Here is a 15526-nt window from a genome sequence, read left to right as displayed (position 1 = left end):
GCTCCGTTACGATTTTTCGCCGATGCGTTCCGCCAGACCGGACACGGTGCGGATGAGGAGATCGAGATCCTGCGGTCGCGACAGGCGATGGTCGCCATCGCGCACCAGCGTCAGGGTCACGTCGTCGACGGGCAGGTGTTCCACCAGCGTCAGCGCGTGCCTGTAGGGAACATCCGGGTCCTGCATGCCCTGCAGGATGTGGACCGGACAGCCGGTCTCAATGATGCCGTTGAGAACCAGGTTCTTTCGTCCGTCCTCGATCAAGGCGCGGGTATAGATATAGGGATTGGGCGAATATTCGGAGGGTTCTTCGAAATAGCCTTTTTCCTGAAGATCGTTTTTCTGCGCTTCGGAAAGCGTGGGTTCAACGAGCACGGCGGTAAAATCAGGAGCGGGTGCTATCAGCACGACCCCGGCGGGCGGGTTGCCTTCCTTCATGAGTTCCTGCGCCATGCGCAGCGCAATCCAGCCGCCCATGGAGGAGCCGACCAGAATCTGCGGACCTTTGGCATATTTGCGATAGACGGCGAGGCTTTCGTTCAGCCAGCGCGAGATGGTGCCCTGATTGAAATCGCCGCCGGAGGCGCCGTGGCCGGAATAATCGTGGCGTAGGGCGCTGTGCCCGGTCTCCGCCGCCCATTCGTCGAGAACGACAGCCTTGGTGCCCAGCATGTCCGAACGATAGCCGCCGAGCCAGACGACACCCGGAGACTTGCTTCCGGCTCTGTGATGCAGCGCGATTTTCGCTCCGTCCACGTCGATGAATTCCGGCCCCGCAACGTTCATGTCAGATCTCCTCGATTTGCGGGATTGTTTTGGCATGTTCGGAAAAGAGAGAAAACCCGCCATCTGAAGCGAGGCCCTTGAAATGACGGCAGATGTGACCGATATGCCGCTTGTCCGCCGCGAAATGATGATAAAAAGAACGTTTATCACGCGGGGGTGATTTTTCCTGACAAAGATGCTATTGACTTCGCCGCCTGCTTGACGACATTTCCGCGATCAACTGCGGTTTGATCGGGGACATGCCGTCTGGCAGCAAGCATCCGACCGCATGAGACGTAACAATTAGGAGATAACGACCATTCGCCGACCCTTTAGAGCGACGCCGGTTCAGAAAGACGGACCGCGCTCCAACCGTGATATCCGGGTTCCCCGGGTTCAGCTTATCGATGCCGAAGGCCAGAACCATGGTGACGTTTCCATTCAGGAAGCGCTGGCCATGGCGGAAGAAGCCGGTCTCGATCTCGTTGAGATCGTGCCGAATGCCGAGCCTCCGGTTTGCAAGATCGTCGACCTCGGCAAGCTGAAGTATCAGAATCAGAAAAAGGCCGCCGAAGCGCGCAAGAAGCAGAAAACGGTTGAAATCAAGGAAATCAAGATGCGACCGAACATCGACACCCATGACTATGAGGTGAAGATGAAGGCTGCTCAGCGTTTCTTTGAGGAAGGCGACAAGGTCAAGGTTACCTTGCGTTTCCGCGGACGCGAAATGGCGCACCAGGAACTTGGCATGAAGCTTTTGCAGCGCGTCAAGGAAGACACTGTTGAAATCGCCAAGGTCGAGTCCGAGCCGAAGCTTGAAGGCCGTCAGATGATGATGGTTCTCGCTCCGCGCTGAACATTTCGAAATGCCTTGGAAAAGCCGCCTTCGGGCGGCTTTTCATTTCCCCGGACAATTTTGGGATCATGGAACTGCAATGAAGACTTTGGGCGAACTGGGGAAATATCAACAGCGGCGGCGTTTTGCGATCGGCGCGGTCATCGTGCTTCTGGTGGTGGCGCTGCTTTTTGTAGGCTCGCGGTCGACCGGGCATTTTCATGAATATATCGAGGCTTTCGGTCTCAGCCTGATCGTTGCAGCCATTATCGGCCGCATGTGGTGCACGCTCTATATCGGCGGGCGCAAGAGCGCGGAAATCGTGCAGAGCGGCCCCTATTCGGTCACGCGCAATCCGCTCTATGTCTTCAGCAGCATCGGTGCGATGGGTATTGGCGCGCAGACCGGCAGTCTCACCATCGCGATCTCTTTCGGCGTGCTTTGCTATCTCGCTTTCTCGGTCGTCATCCGGACGGAAGAGAAGTTCCTGAAGCAGAATTTCGGCAAGCCTTATGAAGCCTATTGCGCCAGTGTTCCGCGGTTCTTTCCGAATCCTTCGCTTTTTCATGACGACAAGGAACTGATCGTCCGCCCCGACCGGCTTTACCGCACGTTCACGGATGGTCTGGTGTTTTTCGTCGCCTATCCGTTTTTCGAATTCGTGGAATATTTGCAGGACACCAGTGTCCTGCCGGTGCTTCTGCATCTTTATTGACGTCCGGAGTGCGATTCAGCCCAATTCGGGCATTGCGTTTTGCGGTCTTTGAGCCTATAAGGCCGCGTTCGAACCGCCCGGCAGGGCATGCCGTGGCGGTTTCGTATGCTTTTCGGGCTTGGTCAGTCCGGAAGTGAAAACAGAGTTCCGGTCGGTCGCAGATACCGATGCCGCTTGAAGCAAAAGGCGTTGAGTGCCGCAGGCAGACGGGGACTAAACAAAGGAGTAGCAAAATGCCCAAGATGAAGACCAAATCGGCCGCCAAGAAGCGGTTCAAGATCACCGGCACCGGCAAAATCAAGGCCGCAGCTGCTGGTAAGCGTCATGGCATGATCAAGCGTTCGAACAAGTTCATTCGCGATGCACGCGGCACCATGGTTCTCGCCGATGCCGATGCAAAGATCGTGAAGCAGTTCCTGCCGAACGGCCTCTAAGATTAGTCTGAGAAGGAGATCATAACATGGCACGCGTAAAACGCGGCGTTACCGCCCACGCAAAGCACAAGAAGGTTCTGGATCAGGCTGCTGGTTTCCGTGGCCGTCGCAAGAACACCATCCGCACCGCCAAGGCTGCAGTTGACCGTTCGAAGCAGTATGCTTATCGCGACCGCAAGAACCGCAAGCGCTCGTTCCGCGCTCTCTGGATCCAGCGCATCAACGCTGCTGTCCGCGAGCAGGGCCTGACCTATGGCCGTTTCATCGACGGTCTTGCCAAGGCTGGCATCGAGATCGACCGCAAGGTCCTGTCCGACATCGCAATCCACGAACCGGATGCGTTCGGTGCGCTGGTTGCATCGGCAAAGAAGGCTCTCGAGTACCTCAAGAACACCGAGACGCCGAACGCTTTTGAAGGCGCTGTCCGCTAAGCCAGCCGCCTTTCCCAAGCAGTATCGATAAATTTGGGGACCCGCGCTGGCTCGGCTGGCGCGGGTTTTCCCTTTTGGGGAGTTCAAACCTGACATGAAGAATGAACCGGGCAAGCTGCGACTGGATCTGGATGCGGACGATCTCCGCAGCCTGCTGGTTCTGCTCGTCCAGAGCCAGGGCAAGCGTATTTCCAGCGCTGTCATCGGCGGCCATCGTGTCTGGATCAAACGCTATGATGCCGAAAGGCGTCCGCTCCCGAAGCGTCTGCACAGCCTGATCTCACCGCTTCTTCCATACCCCTTCCTGCGCAGCCCGAAGGATGTCGGAGAAGCAGGCATGGCCGATCGCGAAGAGCGCAAGATGAGTGCTTTCCTGCAGGCTGGCTTCCAGGTGCCAAGGATCGTCTACCGCCATGGAGCGGTGATGGTTTTGAGCGATGTTGCACCGATCATCCAGGATCGGCTCGACCATCTGCGCCATGATGACCCGCAAGGACATGACGCGCTTCTCATCCATTGCGCGCGTGCGTTGGCTGACGCGCATGCGGCCGGGCTTTGCCACGGGCGTCCGCACCCGCGCGATTTCTTCGAGAAGAACGGCATTGCCGGTTTTCTGGATTTCGAAGAGGAGCCGGAGACGGTCATGCCGCTTGCCGCCGCGCAGGCGCGCGATGTCTGGCTGCTGTTCTTCCAGATCACCGCGCAGGCGCGCCTTGCAGAGACGCCGCAACAGGCATTCGCGGCTTACCGGACGGTAGCACCGGCAGCAGTGCTTCCGGAATTGAAGAAAATCGTCGGATTTTTCCGATTTACCATCGCGCCGTTGCGGCTGTTCCGCCGCATTTTTCTCGGCGGCGATGGAAGACGGCTTCTGCAGGCGATGGAATTTTTTGACGCAAATCTTGATGCGTCTCACCAATCAGGTCAAAGAGAGTAACGACAAGGCTTCTTTGGCTGCAAAGCAAAATATGTGGAGCGCCGCAGACACGACAGGGATGTGAACCAAGAGGCGTGGAGCGCCGCAGACACGACAGGGATGTGAACCAAGAGGCGTGGAGCGCCAAAGGCGCGACAGGGATTGAACCAAGAGGCGTGGAGCGCCAAAGGCGCGACAGGGATTTAAACAATGAGTGATCTAGAACAACTCGAACGGCAGATTCTCGAAGACATCGCGGTGGCGGCTGACGAGCCGGCGATTGAAGCCGTGCGTGTCGCGGCCCTTGGCAAGAAGGGCTCGGTTTCGGAAAAGCTGAAGACGCTGGGCAGCATGACGCCGGAGGAACGCCAGGCGCAGGGGCCGGCCATCAACGGCTTGAAGAACCGGGTTACCGAGGCGCTGACCGAGCGCAAGACGGAACTGCGCCGTCAGGCGATTACAGCGCGCCTTGAGCGCGAAAAGGTCGATGTAACGCTGCCTGTCCGCGAAAGCGCTGCATCGCGCGGCCGCATTCATCCGATCTCGCAGGTGATCGACGAGATCACGGCAATCTTCGCCGATATGGGGTTCTCGATTGCCGAAGGCCCGGATATCGAAACCGACTATTATAATTTCACCGCGCTGAACTTCCCTGAAGGCCATCCGGCGCGTGAAATGCACGACACGTTCTTCTTCAATGCGGACGAGAAAGGCGAGCGCAAACTTTTGCGCACGCATACCTCGCCGGTGCAGGTGCACACGATGGAGAAGTTCGCCGCAATCCGTGATCAGGAAGGCCGGGACGAGCCGATCCGCATCGTCATCCCCGGCAAGACTTACCGCATGGATTCCGACGCGACCCATTCGCCGATGTTCCATCAGGTCGAGGGGCTGGTGGTCGACAAGTCGGCCAATGTCGCCAACATGAAGTGGGTTCTGGAAGAGTTCTGCAAGGCCTTCTTTGAGGTGCCTTCGGTCAAGATGCGCATGCGCCCGAGCTTCTTCCCCTTCACCGAGCCATCGGTTGAAGTGGACATCCAGTGCGACCGTTCCGGCCCGCATGTGAAGTTCGGCGAAGGCAATGACTGGCTCGAAATTCTGGGCTGCGGCATGGTGCATCCCAATGTGCTGCGCGCTTCCGGCTATGACCCGGACGTCTATCAGGGATTTGCCTGGGGCATGGGTATCGACCGCATCGCAATGCTGAAATACGGCATGCCTGATCTGCGCGCCTTCTTCGACGCCGATGTGCGCTGGATCGAACATTACGGTTTCCGTCCGCTCGACATTCCGACGCTTTTCGGCGGACTGAGCGCATGACGCAACTGCCCGAACCTTATCGCGATGCCGTGACCTTCGCCTTTGGCGATTCGCCGGAACTCGCCGATGAGCTGCTTGCGCTGGTATTGGCAGGTCGCAAGACTGCGACCTGCGCCGCGCTTGCCTCATTCGGGGAAGACGGCGAGCCGATGCCGGTCATCGGACGTCGCGATGTGGTTCTGGACGGTCGGGGCCGCCCTGCCGTGGTGATAGAAACCGTCGAACTGACGGTCCGCCGCTTTGATGAAGTTGATGCCGCCTTTGCGGAAGATGAGGGGGAAGGCCCACTGGATGACTGGCGAAAAGGGCACGAAGCCTATTTTCGCCGCAACGGCGGCTTCTCTCCGGACATGAAATTGCTTTGCGAGCGCTTTCGCGTGGTCGAAGTGCTCAAACGCTGAAATTTAGGAAAGAACACGATCATGAAATTCACGCTTTCCTGGCTCAAGGATCACCTTGAAACCGATGCGACACTGGACGAAATCGTCGAAAAACTGACCGATATCGGTCTGGAAGTGGAATCGGTCGATGACCGCGCCGCTTTCAAGGCCTTCAAGATCGCCAGGGTTTTGACGGCAGTCCAGCATCCGGATGCCGACAAGCTGCGCGTGCTTTCCGTCGATGCGGGCGACGGCAAGCCGGTTCAGGTGGTCTGCGGTGCCCCCAATGCACGGGCCGGTCTGGTCGGTGTTCTGGGCCGTCCGGGCGACTATGTTCCCGGCCTGGACGTCACGCTTTCCGTCGGCAAGATTCGCGGTGTCGAAAGCTTCGGCATGATGTGCTCCGAGCGCGAGCTGGAGCTTTCCGACGAACACAATGGCATCATTGACTTGGCCGAGGATGCTCCGGTCGGCACCAGCTTCGCGACCTATGCCGGGCTGGACGATGAGGTGATCGAGATTGGCCTGACGCCAAACCGCGCCGACTGCACCGGCATTCATGGCATCGCACGCGATCTTGCAGCGGCCGGTCTCGGCACGCTCAAGAACACGCTGCCGGAAGCCGTCAAGGGCGAGGGCGAAACCCCGGTCAAGGTCATTCTGGATCAGGTTGCGGAGCACCCGTTCTGCACCGGCTTCGCGCTGCGCATGGTCAAGGGCGTGAAGAATGGCCCAAGCCCGAAATGGATGCAGCAGCGTCTCAAGGCGATCGGCCTGCGTCCGATCAACGCGCTGGTGGACATCACCAATTATGTGACTTTCGATCAGGGCCGTCCGCTGCATGTCTTCGATGCGGCCAAGGTCAAGGGCAATCTGACGGTGCGTGCCGCGAAGGATGGCGAAACCATTCTCGGCCTCGACCAGCGGGAATATAAGTTCAAGCCCGGCATGTATGTGATCGCCGATGAAAACGGTCCCGAATCGATTGCCGGCATCATGGGCGGTGAACATTCGGGCTGCGATGAGAACACCACCGATGTGCTGATCGAGTCCGCTCTGTGGGACCCGCGCATGATCGCGCGCACGGGTCGCGAACTCGGCATCGTTACCGATGCGCGCTATCGCTTCGAGCGTGGCGTCGATCCGGAAATGATGGTGCCGGGAGCAGAAATTGCGACCAGGCTGGTGCTGGAACTGTGCGGCGGCGAGCCAACCGTTCTCGATGTTGTCGGCTATGGCAAGCCGGAGCCGCGAGTGGTCGATTTCCCGGTGTCGGAAGTCAAGCGCCTGACGGGCATCGACGTGCCTTACGAAACGTCGCTCGATATTCTGAAGCGCCTGGGCTTCGGTGTCGAAGGCGATGGCAAGGTCATCAAGGCAATTGTTCCGTCATGGCGCGGCGATGTGGAAGGCAAGGCCGACCTCGTTGAAGAAGTCATGCGCATTCACGGCATCAACCGGATCGAACCACAGCCGTTGCCAAGCCACGGCGCGGTCAACGGCCGTATCCTGACGACATTGCAGATCAGGACGCGTCATGCCCGCCGCATGCTGGCCTCGCGCGGCATGATGGAAGCTGTGACCTATTCCTTCATTTCTGAAGCGCAGGCGAAGGCCTTCGGCGGCGGTAAGCCGGAACTGAAACTGGCGAACCCGATCGCAGCCGATATGTCGGACATGCGCCCGTCGCTGCTGCCGGGGTTGCTTGCCGCTGCCCAGCGCAACGCGGATCGCGGTTTTGGCGATACGGCGCTGTTCGAGGTCTCGGGCATCTATGAAGGCGACACACCGGATAGCCAGCGTCGCGTTGCGGGTGGCGTGCGTCGCGGCACGGCCAAGGTCGACGGCTCGGGCCGTTTCTGGGCCGGCAATGCAGCGCCCGTCGGCGTGTTCGACGCCAAGGCCGACGCGCTCGCAGCACTGGAGGCCGCCGGTGCGCCGGTTGACCGCATCCAGATCGAGGCTGGCGGGCCCGAATGGTTCCATCCGGGCCGCTCGGGTACGCTGAAACTCGGGCCCAAGGTCGTGCTTGGTTATTTCGGCGAGTTCCATCCGGATACGCTGGAAGCACTCGATGTTTCGGGCGCGCTTTGCGGCTTTGAAGTCTATATCGACGCGATCCCTGAGCCGAAGGCGAAATCCACACGCACCAAGCCTGCGCTCAACCTCTCGCAGTTCCAGAGCCTCAAGCGCGATTTCGCGTTCGTGGTGGATGCAGATGTGGAGGCGGGCAATGTCGTGAAGGCAGTCTCGACTGCCGACAAGAAGCTGATTGTCGGCGTTCAGGTCTTTGACGTGTTCACGGGTGCATCGCTCGGCGAAGGCAAGAAGTCCATTGCGGTCGAAGTGCTGTTGCAGCCCCAAGACCGCACATTGACGGATGAAGATCTGGAAGCGCTGTCGAAACAGGTCGTGGCAAGCGTCGCCAAGCAAACCGGCGGCGTTCTTCGCGGGTAAAACCGCCATGTGATGAAGTTGAAAGCGCCAGCCTGATGAATTCGGGCTGGCGCTTTTTGCATTCTGAAATATGATCGTGGAATTATGCAATATATTTTTGAATTTATAATTGCCGGAAAAGGATAGATATGCGCTATTTTCAGGCCGTACTCATTTTGTTTTTGTTTTCTCTTTCGGGGTTGTCTTTCAGTACGGCGTCCCCGCAATCAAGGCTGGATGAAATCATTGCCCGCGGTGTGTTGAAAGTCGGCACACCGGGCGATTACAGCCCGTTCAGCTTCAAGGACCCGAAGACCGGAGCGTTCACTGGACTTGATATTGATCAGGCCCAAAGTCTGGCAAAGGCTCTGGGTGTGCGTCTGGAAATCGTCGAAACATCCTGGCCAACACTCACGCAGGATTTTCGCGACGACAAGTTCGACATCGCGATGGGTGGTGTTTCCATCACCCTGGAGCGGCAGAAGATCGGTTTGTTTTCCCGTCCCTATCTGGAGGATGGAAAGGCCCCGATTGCACGCTGCGCCGACAAGTATAAATTCAGGACAATTGCCGAGATCGATAAGCCCGGCGTCAAGGTTATCGCCAACCCGGGCGGAACGAATTCGATCTTCGTCCATGACAATATCGAACAGGCGCAAATCATCCCGTGGAAGGACAATAAGAGCATCTTTGATGCGCTTGCCGCCGGAGAGGGCGATGTGATGATTACCGACGGTGCGGAAACGCACTATCAGCAGAAGCAGCATCCCGGCATTCTATGCGCTGTTGATGTGGAGAAGCCATTCAACCATATCGACAAGGCTTACTGGATACAGCGCGATCCATACTGGGCCGCATTCGTCGACCAGTGGATCGACCTGTCGAAAAGAGATGGCAACTTTGAGGCGATCCGTGACAAGTGGCTCAACTGACGAGATTAGAGCATTTCCAGCAAAAGTGTGAAACGTCTACGCGGGGAAATCAGTTCACTGGACTGATTTCTTATGCCGCTTCGATGCGTTGGATAATGCGATAAAACAAATAGTTAGAGCGGTTCCGGCGATTCTGTTAGAATAGGAACCGCTCTAGAACGCATCGTCCATTTGAGCGGATCGCCGAAACCGGCCCGCACTTTTCGGGATGCGCTTTGAAACGCAGACATATCAAGGAAAAAGGCGACGCCGCTGGCGTCGCCTTTTTCATAACTGGTCGCCCCTTCGGATGGCGCAATGCCTCTGATCCGGGCAATCCGGGGAGACATTGACGCCATCCTCCGGGGAGATAGTTTTAAAGCTTTCCGGTTGCCCTGCATGGCTGATGCGTGAGGGGGACGAACGCAGAGCCACGCAGGACGACCGGGAGTCTCAACTATCAGAACCGATTAGTTCTGGTAGCTGGACGGGGAAGCGTCGCCGAAGCGGTGAGCCGAACCATCCTGGCTGACCGGCGCAGACTGGCGAATGGCAGCCGGAGCCGTATAGTCGATGTTGCTGCGGGTCGAAGCGACCGGGGTTTCGCCGGGAAGCACGAAGGCCTTGTCCTGGGCAGCCATTTCAGCAGGCTGGCCGACAAACGGGTTTTCGGCATAGGCGGCACCGGCGCTGAGAGCGACAGCAAGGGCGGCAAGAGCAAACTTTTTCATGTCTCTATTCCTTTTCCATAGCGTCCCCCTACAATGGCTTTCACCGGTCGAACCTCAATTTCGGGCTCGTGTTCGGGCTCAGGGGGGACATTCGGTTACTTGGTAGGTAACTGGCGGTTATCTGGCGGTTGTCTAACGGCAATCCGCCGGTTGGCTGGGCCTTCGTGGCCCGCCCTACGGTGTCAGGCACATCTGGGAGGAAATGCCCCGACACCTTCGGGATTACATGCAATGTGGGTATTCATGCCCGGCCCATCGGGACCGGAAAGACCAAAAGTCCGGGAGGACTCTTAGTTCTGGTAAGAGGAAGGCGATGCATCACCAAAGCGGTGAGCCGAACCATCCTGATAGACCGTTGCCTTGTTGATCGAGGCAGGAGCCGTGTAGTCGAGCTTCTGGGCAGCGACCGGGGTGCGGTCGTTTACATAAAGATCGGCAGGTTCGCCAACATGCGGGTTTTCTGCGAAGGCGGCACCGGCGGTAAGAGCAAGAGCAGCGGCAGCAAGAACAATCTTCTTCATTTTCCTATCTCCTTGGAAAGTGGAGCGGCGTTTGTTCGTCGTTCCGATGCAGCTGAAATGGGTGACAGTGAGCAAAAGTTCCAGTCACGAAAATGTTTTCTTGATCACACATTTGTGCGCCCAATTTTTTGAATTTGAGCCAAACTGATTTGAAAAATCAAATAAAAACAATAGATTGATTGATATACCAGCAATCACACGGCTGTTACAAAGGTGTCTTTGTTCAAGAAGCGCGAACAGTCTGTCCGGATATATTGTCCAATGAGAGTGAACAATGGGGCGGTTTTCGCCCTCCATCCCCCGCATCGCGCAACCGCAAAAACAAAAAGCCGCATCGAAATGCGGCTTGATGATATTCAAACGGCCTCGCAGCGTTCGGCGTTGAACGCTGTACGCCCGGTCAGTTGTTCGCGACGGCGACCGACCGCCCGGCGATGGAAACCCACTGGCCGGAATTGGCTGGCGACTGCATCTTGATATAGCGGTACGACGTCTTCTCGACGGGCAGCACCTCGTCGCGCAGATTGTCGAGGATATAATCGCCGTGATCCGTGCGGGCAGTCAGGATGACATGCGGCTCGCTGCCCTGCACCATGGTGATGAGCAGCAATGACGGGCTGATGCCCCGCGCCATGAGCTGCGCCCGCTTCATCAGCACATAGTCTTCGCAATCGCCCTTGCCGTTGACGGGAAGCGTCCAGTAGTCGCGCTTGCCGTAATTCTCCTGATCGGAGACCGGCTTGATACGGTGATTGACGGAGCTGCTGACCGATTGCAGCAGCTTCATGCGCTGTGGGGTGAGCTTCATCGGCGGCAGGACGCGATGCGCGCCGCAATCGCGCTTGTTGCGATCGCAATAATCCTTGTGCCCGTAAGGAATGCTCGTAAGCCCGCCTGCTTCACTCCATTGCGCGGCCTTGGCCGGTATCGCCGCCGCCCCGAAGAGCACCATCATGCCTGCTATCGCAGAAGTGACAAAACGCATGCGCAATTTCCCATTTTTAAAAGAGTCCCCGTTGACCGGCCCTTTGCGGGTCTCGTTATCAACTTATTTTTAACTAACGATGACAGGGGCCCTCCGGTCAAGGAAATTTCGTTCCCAAATTGAAACCGGTTGAGAAAAACAAGTGAAAGGCGAAACATCATCGCCATGCACAACCGCCGCCCTTCACACGCATCTTGATCCGAAAACCGCTTCGCACTTTTCGGGATGCCACTTTGTTTTCTCGCGCATCTTGATCCGAAAACCGCTTCGCACTTTTCGGGATGCGCGATAATCTCGCCATCAGACGATTCCCTTTTCAAAAAGTCCCGATCACATGAGCTTAGCCGTCAATCCCGCCGAAAATCTCGCCGCCCTCATCCGCTGCCCATCCGTGACGCCCGCCGAAGGCGGCGCGCTGACGGCACTGGAAGCGATGCTGAAGCCCATGGGGTTTTCGGTGGAGCGGCCCGTCTTCCGCGATGAAGGCACGCCCGACATCGAAAATCTCTATGCACGCAAGTCGGGCAACGGCCCGCACCTGATGTTCGCGGGCCATACCGACGTCGTGCCGCCCGGCAATGAAGGCGACTGGAAACACCCGCCCTTCTCCGCCGCCATCGAAGACGGCGTGATGTACGGTCGCGGCGCGGTGGACATGAAGGGCGGCGTCGCCTGTTTCGTCGCAGCCGTTGCCCGCCACATCGAAAAGCACGGTAGCCTCAAGGGCAGCGTTTCCTTCCTCATCACCGGCGACGAGGAAGGCCCGGCCATCAATGGCACGGTCAAGCTTCTCGACTGGGCGAAACAGCGCGGCGAAAGCTGGGATGCGTCCATCGTCGGCGAGCCGACCAATCCCAATGCGCTCGGCGACATGATCAAGATCGGGCGGCGCGGGTCGCTGTCAGGCACCATCACCGTCCACGGCGTGCAAGGTCATGCGGCCTATCCGCATCTGGCCGAAAATCCGGTGCGCGGCATCACAACGCTGGTCGACAGCCTGCTTTACCCGGCTTTCGACGCAGGCACTGCCGATTTCCAGGCCAGCAATCTGGAAGTCACCACCATCGATGTGGGCAACACGGCCACCAATGTCATTGCGAACAAGGCAACCGCCTCGTTCAACATCCGCTTCAACGACAAATGGACCGCGGAGAGCCTGCAAGCGGAAATCGTGGCGCGCCTCGAAAAGGCCGCCCGCGACAATCGCCTGCGCCCGGGCCGTGAAACGCCGATCAATTATGAGCTGACATGGCGCGAGCATCCGAGCCATGTGTTCCTGACCCGCGACGAAAAGCTGATCGGCACGCTGACCGCATCAGTGGAGGCCGTCACCGGCAAGCGCCCGGAACTATCGACTTCCGGCGGCACGTCCGATGCCCGCTTCATCAAGGATTACTGCCCGGTGGTCGAGTTCGGCCTCGTCGGGCAGACCATGCACATGGTCGATGAGCGCGTGGCCCTTGCCGACCTTGAAGGCCTGACACAGATTTATGAACGCTTCATTGCCGATTTCTTTGGGTAGAGCATAGCCCCGGACAGTCGCATGACGTGTCCGCCCGGATTATGCGAAAAATTGGGAATCTCATGCCAAGCCTGGACGATATTTTCAGATATTTCTGGGGCGTCTGGAAAATGATGCTCGGGCGCAAGGACGGACTGGATCATCTCGACATTTCCGCCGAGGGCTTCTGGTCGTCCTTCTATGCGATAGCCATTGCGCTGCCGCCGATGTTCGCAAGCTGGGTCGCTTATGCGGCGAACCTGACGGCAGGACGCGAGGAGGCGGGCCTGCGCTTCGCCATCGTCACCCGCGCCGCCTTCGTCGACATAGCGGCATGGATCGTGCCGCTCGTCGTCATCGGGCTTATCGCCAAGCGCATCGGCATCGCCAAGCGTTATGCTGCGTTCGTGATTGCCACCAATTGGGGCAGCGCGCTGATTTCATGGATCTTCGCGCCGATCACGCTGCTGCAACTTTTCTTCCCCGGACGCACCGACGTGGCGACATTGTTCGCCTTCATCATGTTCGGCATATCCGTCGTGCTGAGCTACCGGCTGACTTTCATCGCGCTGCAGCGCCCGCATGCCTATGCAGCACCGTTCTTCGCCTGCATCTTCTTCGGCTCGCTGTTCCTGACCGTCCTGTTGCAGAATTTACTCGGAATCGGCTTCGAACCCCACGCTTACTAATACGATAGCCGTTATATCGGCACGTGATGATTGAGGGCACCACCAATCTCGGCCATGACGGCGCGCAGAGCCGGGACGGCCTTCATGTCGGAGTGAACAACCATCCAAACCTCACGCAGAAGCGGAGCATGATCCGGCAGCGCTGGCACGAGATGCTCCTGTGTTTCAGCCATGAAGTCCGGCAGCATGGCGATGCCTGCGTTCTCGCTCACGAGCGCAAGCTGTATCTCCAGCGTGTTGGCGCGCAAGGCAATTGGCCGGGTGCCAGCCAAGGCAAGCAGGTAAGCCTGCTGCGGCGCGTCCTCCAAACTTTCATCATAGGCAATGAACTGCCATTCCTCTGGGCGGGTTCGCGCCAGATAGTGTCGACTTGCGTAAGGGCGAAAGGCTTCCTCGCCAAGCCTGCGAATGGTGAGGTCGCCGGTCGTCGGACGTGTCAGGCGTATCGCTATATCCGCTTCCCGACGGTTCAGGGAACTGAAGCGCGCCTCCCCCATCACACGCATATGGATACCCGGATACTGCGCCGATATTGCAGCAAGCGGCCTGGCTAGTCTCGCAACCGCGTAAGAGGGCGGCGCCGTGAGTGTAACGGTAGCGCTTATACCAGTATCGCGGACTGCGCCCAGCCGACTGATAGCCTGCGCTTCATCTTGCATCTTGCGGGCAATTGCAGCGATCCGTTCACCGTCTTCCGTCAGCAGAAAACGTCGTCCCCGACGGTCAACCAATTTCAAACTGGTTTCGCTTTCCAGGGCAGCCACACGTCGCGCTATCGTCGCATGCTCTACATTCAGCATCCGCGCCGCGCCCGACAGAGTGCCGCTATCGGCCAAAGCTACAAAGTAACGTACGCTCTCCCAGTTCACCATTGTGAAATTTTTCCCATACGTTGCGATCAAAACAGCAATTTTTTCCCCTTTCTCTATCCCCGATACTGCCCCGGATTGCAACGAAGGGTAAACCGATGGACCACGAGATCATTCTGAACGAGACCGGTGAAGCAGGGCTGCTTCGGACAGTCCCGCAGACACCCCGAAGCCCTGGTGCGGGTGAGATACGCATCCGCCACGAGGCAATCGGCGTGAATTTCGTCGACATCTATCACCGTACCGGCCTTTATCCACTGCCGTCCTTTCCGGCTGTGCTCGGCGTCGAAGGCGCAGGCGTGGTGGAAGCCGTCGGATCGAGCGTAACTGATCTCAAACCGGGTGACCGGGTGGCCTATGCAGGCCTCCCCGTGGGTGCCTATGCCTCGACCCGGCTTTTACCCGCCCAAAGGGCTCTGATGCTGCCCAATACAATTTCCGCGCAGACGGCGGCAGCCACAATGCTGCGCGGTCTTACCACCCATATGCTCCTGACTGATACATTTCCCGTTGGCCCGGATACGGTCATGCTGGTGCATGCAGCCGCAGGCGGACTGGGTACTCTGTTGACCCGCTGGGGCAAGGCTCTCGGCGCAACGGTAATTGGCACAGTCAGTTCGGAAGAAAAGGCCGAAACGGCGCGCAGGAACGGCGCGGATCATGTGCTCGTTGGGCGCGATTGTGATTTTATCACCGCTACCAGACGTCTTACGAACGGACAGGGGGTTCACGTCGCCTATGACGGCATCGGCGGAGAAATTCTGTCCAAAACCGCGCAATGCGTGCGCCATCTCGGAACTCTGGCGAGCATCGGTCAGGCCGGTGGAAAAATCTCCCAGACCGTCATTGATGCACTTGGCAATCAAGCAGATCTTTCTTTCGTCCGGCCAAGTGTGATCGCTTACATCAACGATGTGGATAATTACCGGAACTCCGCTTCCCAGCTTTTCGACATCATGGAAAAGGGACTGACTGGAACGATTGGGGCAACCTATCCGCTGACCGAAGCAGCACAGGCCCATCGTGCGCTGGAGACGGGAAAATCATCCGGAAGTTTGCTTTTGATCCCCTAGAGCGCGCTTCGGGT

Annotated in this window: 18 protein-coding genes; 12 read left to right on the top strand and 6 right to left on the bottom strand. The window is 58.1% G+C overall.

The annotated features are described in order from the left end of the window. Positions 1–6 precede the first annotated feature (6 nt). Positions 7–786, bottom strand: a complete 780-nt coding sequence (locus tag ACS5UA_RS12570; protein ID WP_112671864.1) for an alpha/beta hydrolase — start codon at positions 784–786, stop codon at positions 7–9. A 298-nt stretch (positions 787–1084) separates the two neighbouring features. On the opposite strand from ACS5UA_RS12570, the gene infC reads away from it, so the two are divergent. The 9 genes from infC to ACS5UA_RS12525 all read left to right on the top strand — a co-directional run bounded on the left by infC (position 1085) and on the right by ACS5UA_RS12525 (position 9164). After that, positions 1085–1621, top strand: coding sequence for a translation initiation factor IF-3 (gene infC / locus ACS5UA_RS12565; RefSeq protein ID WP_075041821.1), 537 nt, complete (start codon positions 1085–1087; stop codon positions 1619–1621). Between the two features lie 79 nt (positions 1622–1700). After that, positions 1701–2315: a methyltransferase family protein gene (locus ACS5UA_RS12560; RefSeq protein WP_112671866.1), complete on the top strand. Its 615-nt coding sequence runs from the start codon at positions 1701–1703 to the stop codon at positions 2313–2315. Between the two features lie 233 nt (positions 2316–2548). Beyond that, the gene (rpmI, locus tag ACS5UA_RS12555; protein WP_006473268.1) at positions 2549–2749 is read left to right on the top strand and encodes a 50S ribosomal protein L35; all 201 of its coding nucleotides are present in this window, start codon (positions 2549–2551) and stop codon (positions 2747–2749) included. 26 nt (positions 2750–2775) lie between these two features. Then, positions 2776–3180 (top strand): 50S ribosomal protein L20, encoded by a 405-nt coding sequence (gene rplT / locus ACS5UA_RS12550; protein WP_006468099.1) that lies wholly within the window; start codon positions 2776–2778, stop codon positions 3178–3180. A 94-nt stretch (positions 3181–3274) separates the two neighbouring features. Continuing rightward, entirely contained in the window at positions 3275–4117 is an 843-nt protein-coding gene (locus ACS5UA_RS12545; RefSeq protein WP_273771995.1) for a serine/threonine protein phosphatase, read from the top strand. Positions 4118–4306: 189 nt separating this feature from the next. Further along, a complete protein-coding gene (gene pheS, locus ACS5UA_RS12540; RefSeq protein WP_112671870.1) occupies positions 4307–5416 on the top strand; it encodes a phenylalanine--tRNA ligase subunit alpha in 1110 nt (369 codons plus the stop codon). Further along, positions 5413–5817, top strand: coding sequence for an ASCH domain-containing protein (locus tag ACS5UA_RS12535; RefSeq protein ID WP_006473267.1), 405 nt, complete (start codon positions 5413–5415; stop codon positions 5815–5817). The genes pheS and ACS5UA_RS12535 overlap by 4 nt, the downstream gene beginning before the upstream one ends. 21 nt (positions 5818–5838) lie before the next feature. After that, entirely contained in the window at positions 5839–8253 is a 2415-nt protein-coding gene (gene pheT, locus ACS5UA_RS12530) for a phenylalanine--tRNA ligase subunit beta (protein WP_112671872.1), read from the top strand. Positions 8254–8381: 128 nt separating this feature from the next. Then, a complete protein-coding gene (locus ACS5UA_RS12525) occupies positions 8382–9164 on the top strand; it encodes a transporter substrate-binding domain-containing protein (protein ID WP_112671874.1) in 783 nt (260 codons plus the stop codon). 449 nt (positions 9165–9613) lie between these two features. Here the strand turns inward: ACS5UA_RS12525 and ACS5UA_RS12520 are convergent, their stop codons facing one another. From ACS5UA_RS12520 to ACS5UA_RS12505, 4 genes are all read right to left on the bottom strand, one after another. Continuing rightward, entirely contained in the window at positions 9614–9874 is a 261-nt protein-coding gene (locus ACS5UA_RS12520) for a hypothetical protein (RefSeq protein WP_006467574.1), read from the bottom strand. Between the two features lie 290 nt (positions 9875–10164). Further along, positions 10165–10395 (bottom strand): hypothetical protein, encoded by a 231-nt coding sequence (locus ACS5UA_RS12515; protein ID WP_443101375.1) that lies wholly within the window; start codon positions 10393–10395, stop codon positions 10165–10167. A gap of 84 nt (positions 10396–10479) precedes the next feature. Next, positions 10480–10755 carry a hypothetical protein gene (locus ACS5UA_RS12510; protein ID WP_443101374.1) on the bottom strand — a complete coding sequence of 92 codons (276 nt, stop codon included), beginning with the start codon at positions 10753–10755 and terminating at the stop codon, positions 10480–10482. A gap of 40 nt (positions 10756–10795) precedes the next feature. Further along, positions 10796–11347: a transglutaminase-like cysteine peptidase gene (locus ACS5UA_RS12505; protein WP_006472292.1), complete on the bottom strand. Its 552-nt coding sequence runs from the start codon at positions 11345–11347 to the stop codon at positions 10796–10798. 367 nt (positions 11348–11714) lie between these two features. Here ACS5UA_RS12505 and dapE point away from each other — a divergent pair, with 367 nt between their 5' ends. Both dapE and ACS5UA_RS12495 read left to right on the top strand, forming a co-directional pair. After that, the gene (gene dapE, locus ACS5UA_RS12500; RefSeq protein WP_443101373.1) at positions 11715–12902 is read left to right on the top strand and encodes a succinyl-diaminopimelate desuccinylase; all 1188 of its coding nucleotides are present in this window, start codon (positions 11715–11717) and stop codon (positions 12900–12902) included. Positions 12903–12964: 62 nt separating this feature from the next. Next, the gene (locus ACS5UA_RS12495; RefSeq protein WP_443101372.1) at positions 12965–13570 is read left to right on the top strand and encodes a hypothetical protein; all 606 of its coding nucleotides are present in this window, start codon (positions 12965–12967) and stop codon (positions 13568–13570) included. 11 nt (positions 13571–13581) lie between these two features. Here the strand turns inward: ACS5UA_RS12495 and ACS5UA_RS12490 are convergent, their stop codons facing one another. After that, positions 13582–14442, bottom strand: a complete 861-nt coding sequence (locus ACS5UA_RS12490) for a LysR family transcriptional regulator (protein WP_443101371.1) — start codon at positions 14440–14442, stop codon at positions 13582–13584. 95 nt (positions 14443–14537) lie between these two features. Here ACS5UA_RS12490 and ACS5UA_RS12485 point away from each other — a divergent pair, with 95 nt between their 5' ends. Beyond that, entirely contained in the window at positions 14538–15512 is a 975-nt protein-coding gene (locus ACS5UA_RS12485) for a quinone oxidoreductase family protein (protein WP_443101370.1), read from the top strand. Positions 15513–15526 lie beyond the last annotated feature (14 nt).

Source organism: Brucella sp. RRSP16 (assembly GCF_052246815.1).
Taxonomy (GTDB): Bacteria; Pseudomonadota; Alphaproteobacteria; order Rhizobiales; family Rhizobiaceae; genus Brucella; species Brucella intermedia.
Note: the sequence above shows the minus strand (reverse complement) of the source record. Positions and strands in the feature narration are given on the sequence as shown.